At 70.3% G+C, this 18630-nt stretch carries 13 protein-coding genes and 2 pseudogenes; 6 read left to right on the plus strand and 9 right to left on the minus strand.

Going from position 1 to position 18630, the window contains the following annotated elements; genetic code table 11:
- Positions 1-242: 242 nt before the first annotated feature.
- The 4 genes and pseudogenes from StrepF001_RS07150 to StrepF001_RS07165 form a co-directional block, all read right to left on the minus strand.
- A pseudogene (locus StrepF001_RS07150) lies at positions 243-921 on the minus strand (AAA family ATPase).
- 34 nt (positions 922-955) lie between these two features.
- Complete coding sequence (locus tag StrepF001_RS07155) at positions 956-1777, minus strand: ABC transporter permease (RefSeq protein WP_129797389.1); 822 nt, start codon at positions 1775-1777, stop codon at positions 956-958.
- A gap of 103 nt (positions 1778-1880) precedes the next feature.
- Positions 1881-2855 carry an ABC transporter ATP-binding protein gene (locus StrepF001_RS07160; RefSeq protein WP_129797540.1) on the minus strand — a complete coding sequence of 325 codons (975 nt, stop codon included), beginning with the start codon at positions 2853-2855 and terminating at the stop codon, positions 1881-1883.
- 176 nt (positions 2856-3031) lie between these two features.
- A complete protein-coding gene (locus StrepF001_RS07165) occupies positions 3032-4249 on the minus strand; it encodes an NYN domain-containing protein (protein ID WP_129797390.1) in 1218 nt (405 codons plus the stop codon).
- A gap of 221 nt (positions 4250-4470) precedes the next feature.
- Here StrepF001_RS07165 and StrepF001_RS45450 point away from each other — a divergent pair, with 221 nt between their 5' ends.
- Positions 4471-4635 carry a hypothetical protein gene (locus StrepF001_RS45450; RefSeq protein ID WP_165396168.1) on the plus strand — a complete coding sequence of 55 codons (165 nt, stop codon included), beginning with the start codon at positions 4471-4473 and terminating at the stop codon, positions 4633-4635.
- Positions 4636-4734: 99 nt separating this feature from the next.
- Here StrepF001_RS45450 and dnaE read toward each other — a convergent pair whose 3' ends face one another.
- Positions 4735-8274 (minus strand): DNA polymerase III subunit alpha, encoded by a 3540-nt coding sequence (gene dnaE, locus StrepF001_RS07170; RefSeq protein ID WP_129797391.1) that lies wholly within the window; start codon positions 8272-8274, stop codon positions 4735-4737.
- A gap of 216 nt (positions 8275-8490) precedes the next feature.
- On the opposite strand from dnaE, the gene StrepF001_RS07175 reads away from it, so the two are divergent.
- The 4 genes and pseudogenes from StrepF001_RS07175 to StrepF001_RS07190 all read left to right on the plus strand — a co-directional run bounded on the left by StrepF001_RS07175 (position 8491) and on the right by StrepF001_RS07190 (position 13254).
- A complete protein-coding gene (locus tag StrepF001_RS07175) occupies positions 8491-9819 on the plus strand; it encodes a DUF2252 domain-containing protein (protein ID WP_129797392.1) in 1329 nt (442 codons plus the stop codon).
- A 79-nt stretch (positions 9820-9898) separates the two neighbouring features.
- Positions 9899-10586 (plus strand): annotated as a pseudogene (locus tag StrepF001_RS07180) (hypothetical protein).
- A gap of 79 nt (positions 10587-10665) precedes the next feature.
- A complete protein-coding gene (locus StrepF001_RS07185; RefSeq protein ID WP_129797393.1) occupies positions 10666-11466 on the plus strand; it encodes a DsbA family protein in 801 nt (266 codons plus the stop codon).
- Positions 11467-11592: 126 nt separating this feature from the next.
- A complete protein-coding gene (locus StrepF001_RS07190) occupies positions 11593-13254 on the plus strand; it encodes an alkaline phosphatase D family protein (protein WP_129797394.1) in 1662 nt (553 codons plus the stop codon).
- A gap of 7 nt (positions 13255-13261) precedes the next feature.
- Here StrepF001_RS07190 and StrepF001_RS07195 read toward each other — a convergent pair whose 3' ends face one another.
- Complete coding sequence (locus tag StrepF001_RS07195) at positions 13262-13831, minus strand: dienelactone hydrolase family protein (protein WP_129797395.1); 570 nt, start codon at positions 13829-13831, stop codon at positions 13262-13264.
- A gap of 106 nt (positions 13832-13937) precedes the next feature.
- Between StrepF001_RS07195 and StrepF001_RS07200 the strand changes: the two genes are divergently transcribed.
- On the plus strand, positions 13938-15059 hold the full coding sequence (locus StrepF001_RS07200) for a mechanosensitive ion channel domain-containing protein (RefSeq protein ID WP_129797396.1): 1122 nt from the start codon (positions 13938-13940) through the stop codon (positions 15057-15059).
- A gap of 54 nt (positions 15060-15113) precedes the next feature.
- Here StrepF001_RS07200 and StrepF001_RS07205 read toward each other — a convergent pair whose 3' ends face one another.
- The 3 genes from StrepF001_RS07205 to StrepF001_RS07215 form a co-directional block, all read right to left on the minus strand.
- Positions 15114-16058 (minus strand): RluA family pseudouridine synthase, encoded by a 945-nt coding sequence (locus tag StrepF001_RS07205; protein WP_129797397.1) that lies wholly within the window; start codon positions 16056-16058, stop codon positions 15114-15116.
- A 64-nt stretch (positions 16059-16122) separates the two neighbouring features.
- Positions 16123-16785: a signal peptidase II gene (gene lspA, locus StrepF001_RS07210; RefSeq protein WP_129797398.1), complete on the minus strand. Its 663-nt coding sequence runs from the start codon at positions 16783-16785 to the stop codon at positions 16123-16125.
- 100 nt (positions 16786-16885) lie between these two features.
- Entirely contained in the window at positions 16886-18103 is a 1218-nt protein-coding gene (locus StrepF001_RS07215) for a TraR/DksA C4-type zinc finger protein (protein ID WP_129797399.1), read from the minus strand.
- Between the last annotated feature and the right edge of the window lie 527 nt (positions 18104-18630).

The following is an 18630-nucleotide window of genomic DNA, read 5'->3' on the forward strand; positions in this document are numbered from 1 at the left end:
TCCTCGGTTAAGGAAAAAGGACATGTCGAAGAAAACGAGGAAACGCAAGTGGCGCATCAAAAAGCGCCGCTCGAACCACGGCCGCCGCCCCGCCTGACGTCAGTCCGCGGGCATTCGTGCCTCCCCAGAGGGGGGGACCCCCAGGGCGGCACGGGTGGGCGCTGGGGGTCCCCCTCTGGGGAGCACCCCATCAGCGCCGGGCTGCGCGACACCCCCGCCCCCAGCACCAACGCCGGGCGCCCTCAAAACCTACGGGCGCTCATACCCCGTCGCCCATACCCCACCGGCTCCGGATCCCGAGGCCCGAACAACCCGTCAACCCCAAATGCACCAGCAACCCGGCCAGGGACCACGCCAGCAACGCCCCCTTCGCCCCCAACCTCAACGGCGCCGAGAACGTCACCCCTTACCCACACTCTTGGCCTGCGCCACCACATCCTGCGCAGGCCCGAGCCACACCCCCACCCGCCAGGCGAGCAACGACCGAGCAACCCCCGACCCCAGCGCCACCACCACCGCACCCCCACGCCGCCGCAGCACGAACACCACGACCGCACTGACGAACCCGAACGCCAACGCCAGCAGAGTGAACGTTCCGTCGACCCCGATCGACTGCTCCCCCTCGGTGTCCTTGAGGTACACGACCCAGGAGTCGTCCGCCACCTCGCCGACCAGCGGCACCCGCGGCGCCAGCCAGCACCACAGCACCCCGAGCAGTGCCCCACCGAGCGCCACCGCCACCGTGATCACGGCGGCCTCCCGCACTTCGGTCTTCATCCCGGGCCCGTCCTGATCCTTGGTTCCGTGAGCGGCGTGATCAGGCGCGCCGACCACGTGTCCGGACCCGCCGGGGGCAGGCGGCCACGCACTGTGCGAGGACTGTTCATGCGGCGGCGGAGGCGGTGTCAACGGAGCTGTCACCCTGACATCGTGCCAGGCCTGCCCGGGCGGCGCGTCATCGGACGGCAGCCCGGCGGTACGCCCAGGTGGCGGCGGCCAGCGAGATCACCCCGACCCCCGCACAGACCGCGAGGTCACCAGCGACCATGGCCCACTCGGGGCTGGCCGAGAAGGTCCGCGCGTACGCCTCCACCCCGTACGTCGACGGCAGCAGATCCCGTGCGAACCGCACGATCTCCGGCATCCGCTCCGGCGGCAGCACGCCGAGGAGCAGCGCCGCCGACATCCCCAGCTGCCCCAGCAGCGTGGCCAGCTCCGGCCGCGGCGCCAGCAGCCCGAAGGCCGCGCCGAGCCCGGAGAGCGCCGCGCCGGCCAGCGGGATCACCGCGAGCAGGATCCACAGGTTGGTCAGCGGCAGCCCGAACAGCACGCACCCGAAGACGGCCGTCACCAGCGTCCCCGGCACGGTGAAGGACGCGTACGCCCCCGCCGCCCCCAGCACCACCGCCGCGGGCGGCACCGGCAGCGTGGCGTAGTGGTCGAGCCCGCCGGTGGCACGGAGCTGTCCGAAGTACTGCGCGAGGAGGTTCAGCGCGACGAAGGCGACGACCACGACCGACGAGCCGGCCACCACCGCCTGGGCCTCGCCCTCTCCGTCCACGACCCCGCGCATCATGATCATGATGCCGACGGACTGGAAGGTCGCCACGAACAGCAGCGGAATCCGGGCCACCCGCGCCCGGGACAGCTGTGCCCGGTACACGGCCGCGAGGGACGGCCACAGCCGCGCCGGCGGCGCGAGTTCGGCCGGGCCCACGACCGGACCGTCCAGGGCCCGGGCGCTGCCCGGCAGAACCTCTGTGGGTACGGCACTCACGTCGCGCTGCTCCCCTTTCTGGGGTTCACTTCGGCGGTCGCCCTGTTCCGTACGGATACGACGGCCCCTCCATTCAAGACCGACGCGCTCACGGCCCGCTCGCTCACGCCTTCACCAGTCCCTGCTCGGCGGCGCCGCCCAGCGCCATGTACACGTCCTCCAGGCTCGGCGTGGCCAGCGTGAAGTCGTCGAGGGCGGCGAAGGCGGCCCCGCCGGTGACCGTGGACACGACCGCGCGGGCCTCGTCGGGGGCCAGCCGCAGTGTCCAGCGGCGCCCGGACTCCACGGCCCGGTCCCGCAGCGCGGCCACCTCGGGCACGTCGAGCGGCGCCCGCTCCCGCCACACCAGCTCGACCCGCACCTCGCCGGCGACCCGCTCCTTCAGCCCGGAGGGCGAGTCGCAGGCGATCACGCGTCCCCTGTCCAGGACGGCGACCCGGTCGAGCACGGTTTCGGCCTCGATGACGTTGTGGGTGACCAGCACCACGGTCGTCCCGCGTTCGCCGCGCCGCCGGTCGACGGCGGACCACACCGCCCGGCGGGCCACCGGGTCCATGGCGGCGGTCGGCTCGTCGAGGACGAGCAGCGGCCGCTCCCCCACCAGCGCCGCCGCGACACAGGCCAGCCGCCGCTGCCCGCCGGACAGCTTCTTCAGCGGCCGCCCGGCGATCTCGGTCAGCCCCAGTTCGTCGAGTACGGCGTCCCTCTCGGCCCGCGCCCGCCGCACGTCCAGGCCGCGCAGCCGCCCGGTGGTCTCGGCGGCGAGGGACACCGTGAGTTCGTCGAGGGCGGTGGACTCCTGCCCGAGGTAGGCGAGAAGGCGCGAGGCACGCTCCGGATGGCGCACGATGTCGTGCCCGAGGATCTCGACACTGCCGCGGTCGGGCCGCATCAGCCCGGTGAGCTGTCGTACGAGGGTGGACTTGCCGGCTCCGTTCGGCCCGAGCAGCCCGAAGATCTCACCCCGCCGCACTTCCAGCCGTACGTCGTCGGTGGCCCGCACCTCGGGCGTCCCCGGTGCCCCGCGCCGCGCGCGGACCGCGGGGTAGGTCTTGGTCAGTCCGCGTACCGCGCACACGACCTCGCCACTGTCCCGGAAGGCCTGTGCCGCACGCGTACTCACAAGGGACGAGACTACGGGGTCCGCGCCCTGTACCCGCGTCCGGGGCGGCCTCTTGACCCAGAACGTCCGGAATCCGTCATTCCGGCCAGACCGGAATCAGCCACGCCGACCAGATCCCCGCTCGCAGGCCGCTACTCCCCCGCAGGGGCGTGCTCCGCGGCCGTGCGCACATCCACCTCGCGCCAGAAACCCGCCCGGATCGCATACCGGTCGTGCTCGTCGATCTGGTCGTCCTTGTGCGCCAGCAGCCCGAACCGGGCGGCGTACCGCAGCAGCTCCCCGTCGATCCGATGCGGGATCCGCGGATACATCCCGGACAGCTTCTGCAGATGCCCCTGGTCACCGAGCCGGGACATCCACCGCCGGGCGAACACCTGCCCCACCTCGTAGGGGTCCCCGCCGACCGTCGTGATGTCCTCCTCACGGTCGGCCCAGCGCTGCTCCGCAGTGGTGAGCTGCGCGAGCGTCGGCATCGTCGCGACCTCGGGCGGTTCGGCGGCCGCGCCGGACCGGTCCACCCACCCCTTGTCGGAGGACCAGCGCAGGGTCGCGGTGGCGGGATGCTGGGCGGCCTGGGCGCCAGGAGCCCGCAGCGCGGCCAGGTCCTTCGGCGTCGGCACGCCCTTGGATGCCGGCACCCGCTCCTCGCCGCCGTTCTGCGCCGCGGCCGGCGCGGGGTGCGGCGCCTCCTGGGCGGTCCGCTCGGCGGCCGGGGCGAGCGAGGCGTCGGGCAGCGGAGCGGAGAGGATCGCGGCGATCTCGGGCCGCGGCGCGGGCGGCGGTGCGCACACCCCGCCCAGGTCCTTGGCCCGTACGGCCTTGGTGATCCACGCCCGGTCGAGCACCCGCCGCTCGTCGGCCTCGGCGACCAGGTCCTCGGACTGGTTGTAGTCACCGTCGGCGGCCTGCACGGCCCACAGGTGTACGGCGACCCCGTGCTCCTTGGCCGCCATCATGCCCGGCAGCAGATCGCCGTCGCCGGTGACCAGGACGACGTCGGAGCAGGCGCGGTTGCGGGCCAGCTCGGTGAGCTCGGCGTGCATGGCGGCGTCGACGCCCTTCTGGTTCCAGCGGCCGTCACTGCGGGTCAGCGCGCCGAGCCGGACCGTGACCCGGGGCATCACGCGCAGCCTGCGGTGTTCGGGCTGGGGGACGCGGTCGGGGGCGCCGTCGAACCAGTAGATGCGCAGCAGCGGCCGTTCCGTGTCGGACTCGGCGCGTTCACGCAGGCCGTGGATGAGGGCGGTGTGGTCGACGGTGATGCGGGACCGCGAGGGTTCTCCGGCAAGGAGACTTGCGGCGGCCCCCAGCAGATACCCGGCGTCCACCAGGACGATGCAGCGGTCCACACGACTCACCCTCTTCCCGGGAGGTTTGCTTCGGGCTTGCTTCGAGTCTGCCCGACCACGCGTGGGTTAACGGCCCGAACTCGATCTTCGGCGTGGCGTTTCCGGGATTCGCTCGACGACAATGCCTGTTACATACGGTAATTATCCGAAATGCATTCGTTGTCAGCCTATGTGAATCTGGTCCCGGCCCTGGCCCCTAGATCCCCACAGGAGGCATCACCATGGCCAAGAACAAGAACCGTGACCGAAAGCAGCCCCGGTCCGAGCGCGGCCAGCACGAGGGCCGGCAGTCCTCGCTGGAGCCGGATGCCGAGGAGCGCGCCGCGCAGGTGACGCCCGGCGACATGGCCCGCAAGGGGCGGCACAAGCGCTTCGGCCACAACTGACAGCTGCGTGACGGGCTGTTGCAGCCCAGGCGCATGACAAGGGGCGCATCCGGCATCGGATGCGCCCCTCGCGTACGCCGATTGCTCAGCCTGCGACTCTCAGCCTGCGAGGCAGGACGGACCCAGCAGCACCTTCAGATCGCCGAACAGTGCCGGATCCGGCTTCACCCGGTGCCGGTCCAGCCGCAGCACGGTCGTCCTGGTCGGCCCCTGGAGCTTGATGCGCACCTCGCTGTCGCCCTTGTGGTGACTGAGGATCTCGCCGAGCCGGCTGACCATGGGCGGGGTGACCCTCGTCGCCGGGATGGTGAGCACCACGGGCGCGTTGGTGCCCGCGTTCGACAGGTCGGGAATCATCAGCTCCATCGCGACCAGGCGCGGCACGTCCTCCCGCTTGTCGAGGCGGCCCTTGACGAACACCACGGCGTCCTCGACGAGTTGGGTCGACACCAGCTGGTAGGTCGCCGGGAAGAACATGCACTCGATGGAGCCCGCGAGGTCCTCGACGGTGGCGATCGCCCAGGCGTTGCCCTGCTTGGTCATCTTGCGCTGGAGGCCCGAGATGATGCCGCCGATGGTGACGACCGCGCCGTCCGCGTGCTCACCGCCGGTGAGCTGGGCGATGCCCGCGTCGGCCTTGTCCGACAGCACGTGCTCCAGACCGAAGAGCGGGTGGTCGGAGACGTACAGGCCGAGCATCTCCCGCTCCTGGGCGAGGAGATAGGTCTTGTCCCACTCCTCGGTGGAGAACTCCACGTCGAGCCCGAACCCGGGCTCGCTGGTGTCGTCCTCGCCCATGCCGCCGAAGAGGTCGAACTGGCCCTCGGCCTCCTTGCGCTTGACCGCGACCACGTTGTCGATCATCGGCTCGTACTGCGCCGTCAGTCCCTTGCGGGTGTGGCCCATCGAGTCGAAGGCGCCGGCCTTGATCAGCGATTCCGTGGTGCGCTTGTTGCAGACGACCGCCTCGACCTTGTCGAGGTAGTCGGGGAAGGAGGCGTACTTCCCCTTGGCCTTGCGGCACTTGATGATCGACTCGACGACGTTGGTGCCGACGTTGCGCACGGCGGACAGGCCGAAGAGGATCACGTCGTCGCCCTGCGCGGCGAAGTTGGACTCGGACTCGTTGACGTTCGGCGGGAGCACCTTGATGCCCATGCGGCGGCACTCGTTGAGGTAGACCGCCGACTTGTCCTTGTCGTCCTTGACCGAGGTGAGCAGGGCGGCCATGTACTCGGCGGGATGGTTCGCCTTCAGGTACGCGGTCCAGTACGAGACCAGTCCGTACGCCGCGGAGTGCGCCTTGTTGAACGCGTAGCCGGCGAACGGGACCAGCACGTCCCACAGCGCCTGGATCGCTTCGTCGCTGTAGCCGTTCTTGCGGGCGCCGCCCTGGAAGATGACGAAGTTCTTCTCCAGTTCCTCGGGCTTCTTCTTGCCCATCACACGGCGGAGGATGTCGGCCTCGCCGAGCGAGTAGCCCGCGATGATCTGGGCGGCCTTCTGCACCTGCTCCTGGTAGACGATCAGGCCGTAGGTGACGTCCAGGACCTCCTTGAGCGGCTCCTCCAGCTCGGGGTGGATCGGCGTGATCTCCTGCTGGCCGTTCTTGCGCAGCGCGTAGTTCGTGTGGGAGTTCATGCCCATCGGGCCCGGGCGGTACAGGGCCGACACGGCGGAGATGTCCTCGAAGTTGTCCGGCTTCATCAGCCGCAGCAGCGAGCGCATCGGACCGCCGTCGAACTGGAAGACGCCGAGGGTGTCGCCGCGCTGGAGCAGGTCGAAGGTCGTGGGGTCGTCCAGCGGCAGCGACAGCAGGTCGATGTCGATGCCCTTGTTGGCCTTCACCATCTTGACGGCGTCGTCCATGATGGTCAGGTTGCGCAGGCCCAGGAAGTCCATCTTCAGCAGGCCGAGCGACTCACAGCTCGGGTAGTCCCACTGCGTGATGGTCACGCCGTCGGTGTGCCTGACCCAGACGGGGACGTGATCGGTGATGGTCTCGCTGGACATGATCACGCCGGCCGCGTGCACACCCATCTGCCGGACCAGGCCCTCGACGCCCTTGGCGGTGTCGATGACCTTCTTGACGTCGGGCTCGTTCTCGTACATCGCCCGGATCTCGCCCGCCTCCGAGTAGCGCGGGTGCTGCGGGTCGGTGATGCCGGACAGCGGGATGCCCTTGCCGAGGACGTCGGCGGGCATGGCCTTGGTGAGGCGGTCGCCCATCGCGTACGGGTAGCCCAGCACGCGCGCGGAGTCCTTGATCGCGTTCTTGGCCTTGATGGTGCCGTAGGTGCCGATCATGGCGACCTTGTCCGCGCCGTACTTCTCGGTCACGTACCTGATCACCTCGACGCGCCGACGCTCGTCGAAGTCGATGTCGACATCGGGCATCGAGATGCGCTCGGGGTTGAGGAACCGCTCGAAGATCAGGCCGTGCGGGATCGGGTCGAGGTCGGTGATGCCCATGGCGTAGGCGACGATCGAGCCGGCCGCGGAGCCTCGGCCGGGGCCGACCGCGATGCCCTGCTTCTTGGCCCACATGATGAAGTCGGCGACCACGAGGAAGTAGCCCGGGAAGCCCATCGAGATGATGACGTCCATCTCGTACTCGGCCTGCTTCTGGCGGTCCTCGGGGACGCCGCCCGGGAAGCGGCGCTCCATGCCGCGGCGGACTTCCTCCTGGAACCAGGTGACCTCGGTGTAGCCCTCGGGGATGTCGAACTTGGGCATGAGGTCGCGCTTCTCGAACATGCCGGTGGTGTCGACCATCTCGGCGACGAGGAGCGTGTTGGCGCAGCCCTCCTGCCAGGCGTCCGAGGAGTCGATGGCGTACATCTCGTCCGTGGACTTCAGGTAGTAGCCGGTGCCGTCGAACTTGAAGCGGTCGGGGTCGGAGAGGTTCTTGCCGGTCTGGATGCACAGCAGGGCGTCGTGCGCCCCCGCCTCGTGCGCATACGTGTAGTGCGAGTCGTTGGTGACCAGCGGCGGGATGCCGAGCTTCCTGCCGATCTCCAGCAGGCCGTCGCGGACCCGGCGCTCGATCTCGATGCCGTGGTCCATCAGCTCCAGGAAGTAGCGGTCCTTGCCGAAGATGTCCTGGTAGTCGGCGGCCGCCTTCAGGGCCTCGTCGAAGTGACCGAGGCGCAGCCTGGTCTGGACCTCGCCGGAGGGGCAGCCGGTGGAGGCGACGATCCCCTCGGACCACTGGGAGATGGTCTCCTTGTCCATCCGGGGCCACTTCTGCAGCCAGCCCTCGGCGTACGCGTCGGAGGAGAGCCGGAAGAGGTTGTGCAGGCCCGTCTTGTTCACGGCCCACATCGTCTTGTGGGTGTACCCACCCGAACCGGAGACGTCGTCCCGCTTCTGGTGCGGCTGGCCCCACTGGATCTTGCGCTTGTTGCGCCGGGACTCGGGGGCGACATAGGCCTCGATCCCGATGATCGGGGTGATTCCGGCCTTCTTTGCGGAATGGAAGAAGTCGTACGCCCCGTGGAGGTTGCCGTGGTCGGACATGGCGATGTGCGTCATGCCCATTTCGGTGCAGGCGTTGAACATGTCCTTCAGCCGCGCGGCACCGTCCAGCAGCGAGTACTGGGTGTGGACGTGCAGGTGCGTGAACGGCGGCTTTGACACGGCTGCGGCCTCCAAGGAAAACATACGTCGACGGGGGTCCGACAGGCTGCGGACAGTCTGGGGGACAGCGTCGAAGTCTATGCCTCGGCACTGACATTCCGCGGGCACTCCCGCGTACCTTCGAACGTTGGAAGATGGCGGGTGATCCGTGCCCCGGGCATGGACCATCCGTCTCACAGGTCACGTACCACCCCCCGCACCAGGAGGCACCCAGCGATGTCGTTTCCGCAGCTCAATGACGAGCAACGCGGTGAGGAGATCCTCGCCGTCTTCGACACCGCGTTCGGCGAGCTGCTCGCCGCCGACCCGGCCGCGTTCCGCGTGAAGTTCCGGAAGATGGCGGCCTCGGCCTTCGCCTTCTACCGGGGCACGGCGTGCCTCTTCTACCACGACCTCGACGCGGAGAAGCGCGGCGGTCCGTACCTGGACGAGCGCACCTCGCGCGTGTGGATCCACGGCGACCTGCACGCGGAGAACTTCGGCACGTACATGGACTCGACCGGCCGTCTGATCTTCAACGTCAACGACTTCGACGAGGCGTACGTCGGCCCCTTCACCTGGGACCTGAAGCGCTTCGCCGCCTCCATCGCACTCGTCGGGTACGCGAAGGCACTCGGCGACGAGCAGATCACCGAGCTGGTGAAGATCTACGCGGCCGCCTACCGCGAGCGCATCCACGCCCTGGCCACGGGCGCCAAGAGCGACGAGGTGCCGCCCTTCACCCTGGACACCGCCGAGGGCCCGCTGCTCGACGCCCTGCGCGACGCCCGCTCGCTGACCCGGTTCGGGCTGCTGGAGTCGATGACCGAGATCCGCGACTTCGAACGCCGGTTCGCTCCCGGCGGCGGCTCCATCGAGCTGGACGCGGCCACCCGCTACAAGGTGCTGGCGGCCTTCGACGGCTATCTGGAGACGCTGCCCGAGGCCTCGCTGGCCCGCCCGGACTCCTACCGCGTGAAGGACGTCGTCGGCCGCCGCGGCATCGGCATCGGCTCGGCCGGTCTGCCGTCGTACAACATCCTCCTGGAGGGCCACACCGACGCCCTCGAGAACGACGTCGTGATCTACGTCAAGCAGGCCCAGACCCCGGCCGTCTCCCGGCACATCACCGACCCGGCGATCCGGGAGTACTTCCAGCACGAGGGCCACCGCACGGTCATCTCCCAGCGCGCCCTCCAGGCGCACGCCGACCCGTGGCTGGGCTGGACCGAGCTGGACGGCGCGGGCCAGCTGGTCGCCGAGGTGTCGCCGTACGCCGTCGATCTCGACTGGGACGACATCGACGACCCGGAGGAGATCGCCGCGGTCGTCGCCGACCTGGGCCGGGCGACGGCCACGATGCACTCCGCGGCGGACGACGAAAGCGGCCACTCGGACCTGGTGCCGTTCTCCACGGAGCGGGCCATCGACGCGGCCATCGCCTCCGACGAGGAGGGCCTCGCGCCGCTTCTGGTCGACTTCGCGCACAGCTACGGCGCACGCGCGCGTGCCGACCACCAGATCTTCGTCGACCTGTTCCGCAACGGCCGGATCCCCGGCCTGTGACCGAACACCGACCTCCCGCCCCTTTCACAGGGACCCTTTAGGAGTCCCTTACAGGAGTCCGTGACACACTCTCCCCGCTATGGACATATCCGGGACGCACCTCAGAGCCGTACGCGCGGCGCTGTTCACGGCCGTGGTCGTGACCCTCAGCACCGCGTCGCACGTGCTGCTGTCCCGGGCCCCGCTGCCGACGGGCACGGTGGCGGCGATCGCCGCCACCGTGTTCCTGATCGCGTACGCACTGGCCGGCCGTGAACGCGGTTTCGGGCGGATCGCCGTCCTGCTGATCCCGCTGGAACTGGCCGCCGACACGGTGTTCACCGCCGGCCAGCACGCCTGCTACGGCCGGGCGGGCGGCCCCGTCGCGGGCCCGCTGCGCTCGGTCGGCCTGGACGTGCTGTGCGGCGGCGAGGTGGGCGCCCCGCTGGCCCGCATGGCCGGCACCACCGGCACGGACCGGGTCGCCGCCCTGCTCGCGGACGCCCACCCGGAGACGGCCTGGCTGCTGCTCGGCGCGCACGTCGGCGTGGGGCTGCTGGCGGCGGCCTGGCTGAGCCGCGGCGAGCGTGCGCTGGCCCAACTGCTGTGCGCCACGGCCGCGACCACCTTCCGCCCGCTGCTGCTGGCGGTCGCCGCGGTGACGGTACGGCGCGCCCCGGCGGCGCCCCGGCTGCCCCGCCCCCCGCCGTACGGCCACCGCCCGCGACCTGCTTCTCGCCCACTCCCTGGGACGGCGTGGACCGCCGTGCTCGGCCGCCCTCGCCTGAGCGGCACCCCCGAGCACGACCACCCCCTCACACGTATCCCGCGTACGACATGTGCGCGTCCCACACGGAGATCACCACCATGAGCAAGCGGAACAGCCAGGCGGCGAAGACGGCGGCCCGGGAGCGGCTGCGTATCGAGCGTGAGCGCGAGGCCAAGCGGGCCAAGGTCAGGCGGCAGATCATCGTCGCCTGCTCGGTCGTCGGCGTCCTCGCGGTGGCCGGCGGCATCGGCTACGCCGTCGTCCAGACCAACCAGCCCACCAAGTGGGAGGAGGCCGCCGACGCGAAGGTGGTCGCCCCCGCCAACAGCTCCGGCAAGGACGGCACCACGGTCCTCATCGGCGACTCCAAGACGGACAACGTCGTCCACCTCTACGAGGACCCGCGCTGCCCGGCCTGCGCCTCCTTCGAGCAGACGGTCGGCGAGACCGTCAACAAGGGCATGGAGGACGGCGACTACAAGCTCTCCTTCACTCTCGGCACCTTCCTGGACGGCAACCTCAGCGGGGAGGGTTCGAAGAACGCGCTGAGCGCCCTCGGCGCCGCGCTGAACGTCAGCCCCGAGGCGTTCCTGGACTACAAGGCGGCGCTGTACTCGGCGGAGTACCACCCCGAGGAGTCCAGCGACGAGTTCGCCGAGGACGACTACCTGATCAAGGTGGCCGACACCGTCGACGCGCTGAAGAACAACAAGAAGTTCCAGGACGCCGTCGAGAAGGGCACCTACGACGCCTGGGCGATGAAGATGAGCAAGACCTTCCAGGACACCGAGGACGTCAAGTCGACCCCGGCCATCAAGATCAACGACAAGTTGATCGAGAACCCGAGCACCGTCGCCGAGTGGGAGACAGCGCTCAAGGACGCGGGCGTCACGAAGTAACACTCCGTCAGGCGGTAACGCCGTACGGAAGCATGACGAAAGAGCGGGCGAACTCTTCCGGGTTCGCCCGCTCTTCGCGTCCCCGTCCCTTACCGAAGTCACTACCGATCAGTAATCTGATCGCCCGTGACCAGTCGCCACAGATCTCTCACAAGCCCCAATGTCCCCGCTCCGCGCCGCCGTACGGTCGTCAAGGCCGCCGCGACCGGAGCCGTCCTCGCCGCTCCGCTGGCCGGTGCCCTGCCCGCCCGCGCGGCCACCGAGGCCCCAGCCTTCCTGCACGGCGTCGCCTCCGGCGACCCCCTCCCCGACGGCATCCTGCTGTGGACCCGCGTGACCCCCACCGCGGAGGCGATACCCGGCTCCGGACTCGGCCCGGACGTCCGGGTGAGCTGGATCGTGGCCAGGGACAAGTCGTTCACCAACGTCGTCGCCAAGGGCTCCACCACCGCAACCGCCGCCACCGACCACACCGTCAAGGCGGACATCCGCGGCCTCGCCCCCGCCACCGACTACTGGTTCCGCTTCTCGGCGGGCGGCACCGACTCCCCGGCCGGCCGCGCCCGCACCGCGCCCGCCAACGATGCGGCCGTCGCCAACCTCCGCTTCGGTGTGGTCTCCTGCGCCAACTGGGAGGCCGGCTACTTCGCCGCGTACCGCCACCTCGCGGTCCGCGGCGACCTGGACGCCTGGCTGCACCTCGGCGACTACATCTACGAGTACGGCACCGGCGAGTACGGCACGCGCGGCACCGTCGTACGACCGCACGCCCCCGCCCACGAGATCCTCACCCTCGCCGACTACCGCACCCGGCACGGCCGTTACAAGACCGACCCCGACCTCCAGGCGCTGCACGCCGCGGCCCCGGTCGTCGCGATCTGGGACGACCACGAGATCGCCAACGACACCTGGTCGGGCGGCGCCGAGAACCACACCGAGGGCGCCGAGGGCGCCTGGGCCGCACGCCAGGCGGCCGCCAAGCAGGCCTACTTCGAGTGGATGCCGGTGCGCCCGGCCATCGCCGGCACGACCTACCGCCGGCTGCGCTTCGGCAAGCTCGCCGACCTCTCCCTGCTCGATCTGCGCTCCTTCCGCTCGCAGCAGGCCTCCGTCGGCAACGGCGACGTGGACGACCCGGACCGTACGCTCACCGGGCGAGCCCAACTCGACTGGCTGAAGACGGGATTGTCGTCCTCCGACACCACCTGGCGGCTGGTCGGCAACTCGGTGATGATCTCACCGTTCGCCATCGGCTCGCTCTCCGCGGAGCTGCTGAAGCCGCTCGCCAAGCTGCTCGGTCTGCCCCAGGAGGGCCTCGCCCTCAACACCGACCAGTGGGACGGCTACACCGACGACCGCCGTGAACTCCTCGCGCACCTGCGCGCGAACGCCATCCGCAACACCGTCTTCCTCACCGGCGACATCCACATGGCGTGGGCCAACGACGTGCCGGTGAACGCGGGTACGTACCCACTGTCGGCGTCCGCCGCCACGGAGTTCGTGGTCACCTCGGTCACGTCCGACAACCTCGACGACCTCGTGAAGGTCCCCCAGGGCACCGTCTCCGCCGTCGCCTCGCCGGTCATCCGCGCGGCCAACCGGCATGTCCACTGGGTCGACACCGACCGCCACGGCTACGGCGTCCTGGACATCACCGCGGACCGCGCGCAGATGGACTACTACGTCCTGTCCGACCGGACGAAGGCCGACGCGACCTCGTCCTGGAGCCGCTCGTACCGCACGCTCAGCGGCACACAGAAGGTCGAGCGGACGTACGACCCGGTGTAACCGCCGGTCAGAGACTGTCGAGGAAGCCGAGCGCCACCCGCCAGGTGGCCTCGGCGGCCTCCTCGTCGTAGTCGGGCAGTTCAGGGTCGGTGTACAGGTGCCCGGCCCCGGCGTATCTGTAGACCTCCACATCGGCCCCCGCCCTGCCCATCTGCAGATACCAGGCGCTCAACCAGTCGTCCGTCTCGAACGGATCCGGCTCGGCGACATGCAACTGGACCGGGAGGCCGTCCACGGACGTGTTCGGCGCGAGGTCCGACGTGCCGTGCAGGAGCAGCAGGCCACGCGCCTTCTCGTCGCCCAGCGCAAGCGTCTGCGCGATGGAGGCGCCCAGCGAGAACCCGGCGTACACCAGCCCCCGTTCGGAATAGGGCGCGGCGGCCAGCACGGCACGTCTGAGCAGTTCGTCCTTGCCGATCTCTTCCTTGAACGCCATGCCGTCCTCGACCGTCTCGAACGTCCGCCCGTCGAAGAGGTCCGGCGTCCACACCTCGTGACCGGCCGAGCGCAGCCGGTCCGCCGCGGCGCGCACCGCGGGTCTGAGGCCGTAGGTCGAGTGAAACAGCATGATGTTCATGAGGCCATGGTGCCAGCCGGGTACGACAACGCAGGTCCGGGCGGTACCCGGAACGGAGTTGAAATCACATGTTCAGTACCCGCCCCGGCCGGTTACGTTCGTGGGCATGGAGAACATACTCCGCCCGCTGATCGTGGTCGGCGGCTCGGTTCTGCTCACCCTGCTGATCGGCTGGGCCACCGACCGGCTGCTGCGCAAGGCCGACGAACGGCACCCCGAGACCCAGCTGTGGGGCTTGCTGCGGCGCGGCCGCATCCCGTACCAGCTCGTGCTGTGTGCGGCGCTGCTGAGAGCGTCGTACGACTCGGCGCAGCTGCTCCAGGACCACCGGGTCGGCATCGGCCGCGCCCTGACGCTGGTCCTGATCGGGTCGGCGGCGTGGCTGGTGATCCGGATCGCGGCGGCGGTCGTCGAGACGTCGTACACGCGCTACGCCAGCTCCCGCGCCCAGCGCGACCCGGCCCGGGTCCGCCGGGTGCGCACCCAGGTGACGCTGATCATGCGGGTGGTCGCGGCGATCGTGGGCGTGGTGGCCATCGCCGCGATGCTGCTGACGTTCCCCGCGTTCCGCGCGGCGGGCGCCTCGCTGCTGGCCTCGGCGGGCATCCTCGGCATCGTCGCCGGTGTGGCGGCGCAGTCCACGCTGAGCAACCTGTTCGCGGGGCTGCAGATCGCGTTCGGCGACATGGTGCGCCTCGGCGACACGGTCGTGGTGGACGGCGAGTGGGGCACGGTCGAGGAGATCACCCTGACGTACCTCACGGTCCGTACCTGGGACGAACGCCGCATCACCATGCCGGTCTCCTACTTCACGTCGAAGCCCTTCGAGAACTGGTCCCGCGGCACCCCCCAGATGACCGGCATCGTCTACTGGCACCTCGACCACACGGCTCCGGTCGACGCGATGCGCGAGAAGCTCCGCGACATCCTGCGCGAGTGCCCGGCCTGGGACGGCCGCCACTACGGACTGGACGTCACGGACACCACTCCCAACACCATGGAGGTACGGGCCCTGGTGACCGCGAAGGACGCGGACGACGTCTGGACGGTACGGGTCACGGTCCGCGAACAGATGATCGGCTGGCTGGTCCGCCACCACCCGTACGCCCTGCCCCGCGTCAACACGGCGGACGCGATCCTGCCCCCCGGCTCGAACGGCAACCGCCGCTCCCCCGACGGCGCGGTGCCACGCCGAGCGGTGGACACCCCGAGGCCGGAACGAGGCTGACGAAGGGCTGCAACCGAAGGAAAGCCGCCGACGGCGAGCCCCACCCACGCGGGGTCATCCGTACGTCTCCTCGCGGACCTGGTCCAGAGCCTTCTGCAGGTCGGCGGGGTAGTCGCAGGCGAACTCGACCCACTGGCCGTCCCCGGGGTGCTCGAAACCGAGGCGTACGGCGTGCAGCCACTGGCGGGTCAGGTGGAGCCGCTTGGCGAGCGTCGGGTCGGCGCCGTACGTCAGGTCGCCGACGCAAGGGTGGCGGTGCGCGGCCATGTGGACGCGGATCTGGTGCGTGCGGCCGGTCTCCAGCTTCACGTCGAGCAGGGAGGCTGCGCGGAACGCCTCGATCAGGTCGTAGTGCGTGACGGACGGCTTGCCGTCGGCCGTGACCGCCCACTTGTAGTCGTGATTCGGATGGCGGCCGATGGGCGCGTCGATGGTGCCGCTGGTCGGGTCGGGGTGGCCCTGCACCAGGGTGTGGTAGCGCTTGTCGACCGTGCGCTCCTTGAACTGGCGCTTGAGCGAGGTGTACGCGCGCTCGGACTTGGCGACCACCATCAGTCCCGACGTACCGACGTCGAGCCGGTGCACGATGCCCTGCCGCTCCGCGGCGCCCGACGTGGAGATCCGGTAGCCGGCCGCCGCCAGCCCGCCGATGACCGTCGGCCCGGACCAGCCCGGACTCGGATGCGCCGCCACGCCCACCGGCTTCACGATCACGACCACGTCATCGTCGTCGTGCACGATCTCCATGCCCTCGACCGGCTCGGCCACCACCTGCACCGGCGCGGGCGCCTGCGGCATCTCGACCTCGAGCCAGGCACCGCCTCGCACCCGCTCAGACTTGCCCACCACCGAGCCGTCGACCGTGACCTTCCCCGCCGCTGCCAGCTCGGCGGCCTTGGTACGGGAGAAGCCGAACATGCGGGAGATGGCGGCGTCGACGCGCTCGCCCTCCAGGCCGTCCGGCACGGGCAGGGTACGGATCTCGGGAATCGTGCTCACCCGTCGAGTATGCCGGACGGGTCCGACACCGCCGGACGCCAGCCTGTCGGCCGGCCCTCGGCCCTCAGTCCTTGTGGACGGTCCCGTCCGGGTCCAGGCCCTTGAAGGACAGCAGCACGATCAGGATGCCGCCGCACACGATCGCCGAGTCGGCGAGGTTGAAGACGGCGAAGTGCTTGGGCGCGATGAAGTCGACGACCGCGCCCTGAAAGACTCCCGGCGAGCGGAAGATCCGGTCGGTGAGGTTGCCGAGCGCACCGCCGAGCAGCAGGCCGAGTGCGATCGCCCAGGGCAGGCTGTACAGCTTGCGGGCGAGCCGGACGATCACGACGATCACGGCTGCCGCGATCACCGTGAAGATGATCGTGAACGCCTGGCCGACGCCGAACGCCGCGCCCGGGTTGCGGATGGCGTCCAGCCTCAGCCAGTCCCCGAAGATCTCGATCGCGTCGTGGTGCTCCAGCTCGGCCACCACGATGATCTTGCTGATCAGGTCGAGGGCGTACGCGAACACGGCGACCCCGAACAGCACGGCGATCCGCCGCTTGCCGCGGGGCCGTTCGGCCGGAGCCGACTGCTCATCCGCCCCGGAACCGCCGGCCGGGGTCTGTGCCGGCTCGGAGCCCGACCGCTCACCCTGCGCCGCGTCGTCGCCGGGCCGGTCCTGCTCGGCCCGCGCCGCGTCCGGGGTGTCCGGCGTACCGATGATGCGCTCCGCCTCTGCCACGTGAGTCCTTCAACCTAGGTGCCTGACTGAGCACGAGGGTACGGCACGCCTCCCGTGCCGCATGTGCCCAGGAGGCGTACAACGGTTCGGCCGGTGCCGGTCAGTACCGGCGCTCCTGCTTCTGCTTGCACTCGACGCAGAGCGTGGCCCGTGGGAAGGCCTGCATCCTGGCCTTGCCGATGGGGTTGCCGCAGTTCTCGCACAGGCCGTACGTGCCGGTGTCGAGGCGCTGCAGGGCGCGCTCGGTCTGGGTGAGCATCTCGCGCGCATTGGCTGCGAGCGCCAGTTCGTGCTCGCGCGTGATGTTCTTGGTGCCGGTGTCCGCCTGGTCGTCGCCGGCGCCGTCACCGGAGTCCCGCATCAGACCGGCGAGGGACACCTCGGAGGAGGAGATCTCGGCGCGCAGCCGCTCCGCCTCGGACATCAGCTCCGCGCGGGCCTCCGCGACCTCTTCCGGGGTCCAGGGGTCCTCACCGGGGCGCACCGCCAGATCGCCCGGCTCCGCCGCGGCGATCCGTGCCTTGGGGACGGCGGTCTTCGCCGCCGTGGCCTGGCCAGGAGTCTTCTTCGCAACCACCGTCGTGGCTCCCGTCTGCTTCGCGGCCTGCGCCGCGCCCACCTTTTTGGCCGTGCTCTTCCTGCCCGCACGCTCAGCCCCCGCGGCCCCTCCCCACCACCGCCTCCTTCTCGCCCCCACGACCTCGCCGGTCCCCTTCTCGGCGACCGCTTTCTCGGCGGCAGCCCCCTCGGCGGCCTCCTTCTGCCCGGCCGCCTTGTGGACGGTCCCCCTCTGGACGGTCTCCTTCCTCGCGGCCACCTCCCTGGCGTCCTTCTTCTCGCCAGCCACCTTCCGGGCGGTGGCCCTCTGGGCCGTCTCCTTTGGGGCGGTCTCCTTCTTCGCGGTGGCCTTCTTCGCGGGCGCCTTCTTCGCAGCCACCTCCCCGGCAGGTTCCCTCTTCACAGCCGTCTTCCTGGCAGTCGCCTCCACCTCGGCCGACTTCTGCCCGGCGGCCTTCTCCGCCGACATCCTCCTCGCGGCCACCTCCCCAGCGGGCTTCCTCTCCGCAGCCGCTCTCTGGACCGTCTTTTTCTCCGCGGCCCGCTTCTCAGCGACCCCCTCCTTGGCCACGGCCTCGCTCTTGGCAGCAGCCGTCTTCTTCGCCGGGGCCCTGTTGGCGGCTGCCTTCTTGGCGGCCGTCTTCGTCGCGGCGCCCGTCTGCTTGGCCGCAGGGCTCTCGCCGACCCTCCCCTTAACGGGGGCCTCCTTGACCCCCGCCTCCTTGGCCGCCCTCTTCTTGCCGACCCGCTTACCAGCCACCGCCTCCTTGGCCGCCGCATTCCCAGCCTTCGTTTCCTTCGCCCCCGACTTCGCGCCCGGCCGCTTCCCAGCCCCCGTTTCCTTCGCCCCCGACTTCGCGCCCGGCCGCTTCCCAGCCCCCGATCCCTTCGCCGCCGCCTCCCTGACCGGCCGCTTCCCAGCCCTGCCCTCCCAGCCGCCGCCTCCCCAGTCACCGTTTCAGTCGTCGCCGTCTCAGCCCCCCCGGTCGCGTCTGCTTCGTCTCCCCCTTCTCGGGCGGCCGCTTCGCAACTGTCGGCTTCTTGGCAGGGTTTCCCCGCCGGCCCTCTTGGAGCACGGGCCGACGTATCAGCCGCCCCGCTTTCGGCCGCCTTCTTCCCACCCGCCCCCGTACCGGCCCCCCTCTTCGACGCCATCCCCGACTCCGCGGCCGTCTTCTTCCCGGCCGCGCCCGTCGCACCCCGCCCTGCCCTTCCCCCGCCGCCCCCTTTCCTTCACACCGCCCCTCTCCGCAACCGTCTTCCCGTCGGCCACGGTCCCCGGCCCGG

It is taken from the genome of Streptomyces sp. F001, assembly GCF_004187715.1.
GTDB lineage: Bacteria > Actinomycetota > Actinomycetes > Streptomycetales > Streptomycetaceae > Streptomyces > Streptomyces flavusporus.

Excerpts from the sequence above, each read along its gene's own strand:
- StrepF001_RS45450 (WP_165396168.1), top strand. The coding sequence starts at position 4,471 with ATGGCCAAGAACAAGAACCGTGACCGAAAGCAGCCCCGGTCCGAGCGC.
- StrepF001_RS07200 (WP_129797396.1), top strand. The coding sequence starts at position 13,938 with ATGGAGAACATACTCCGCCCGCTGATCGTGGTCGGCGGCTCGGTTCTG.
- StrepF001_RS07195 (WP_129797395.1), bottom strand. The coding sequence starts at position 13,831 with ATGAACATCATGCTGTTTCACTCGACCTACGGCCTCAGACCCGCGGTG.
- StrepF001_RS07175 (WP_129797392.1), top strand. The coding sequence starts at position 8,491 with ATGTCGTTTCCGCAGCTCAATGACGAGCAACGCGGTGAGGAGATCCTC.
- StrepF001_RS07185 (WP_129797393.1), top strand. The coding sequence starts at position 10,666 with ATGAGCAAGCGGAACAGCCAGGCGGCGAAGACGGCGGCCCGGGAGCGG.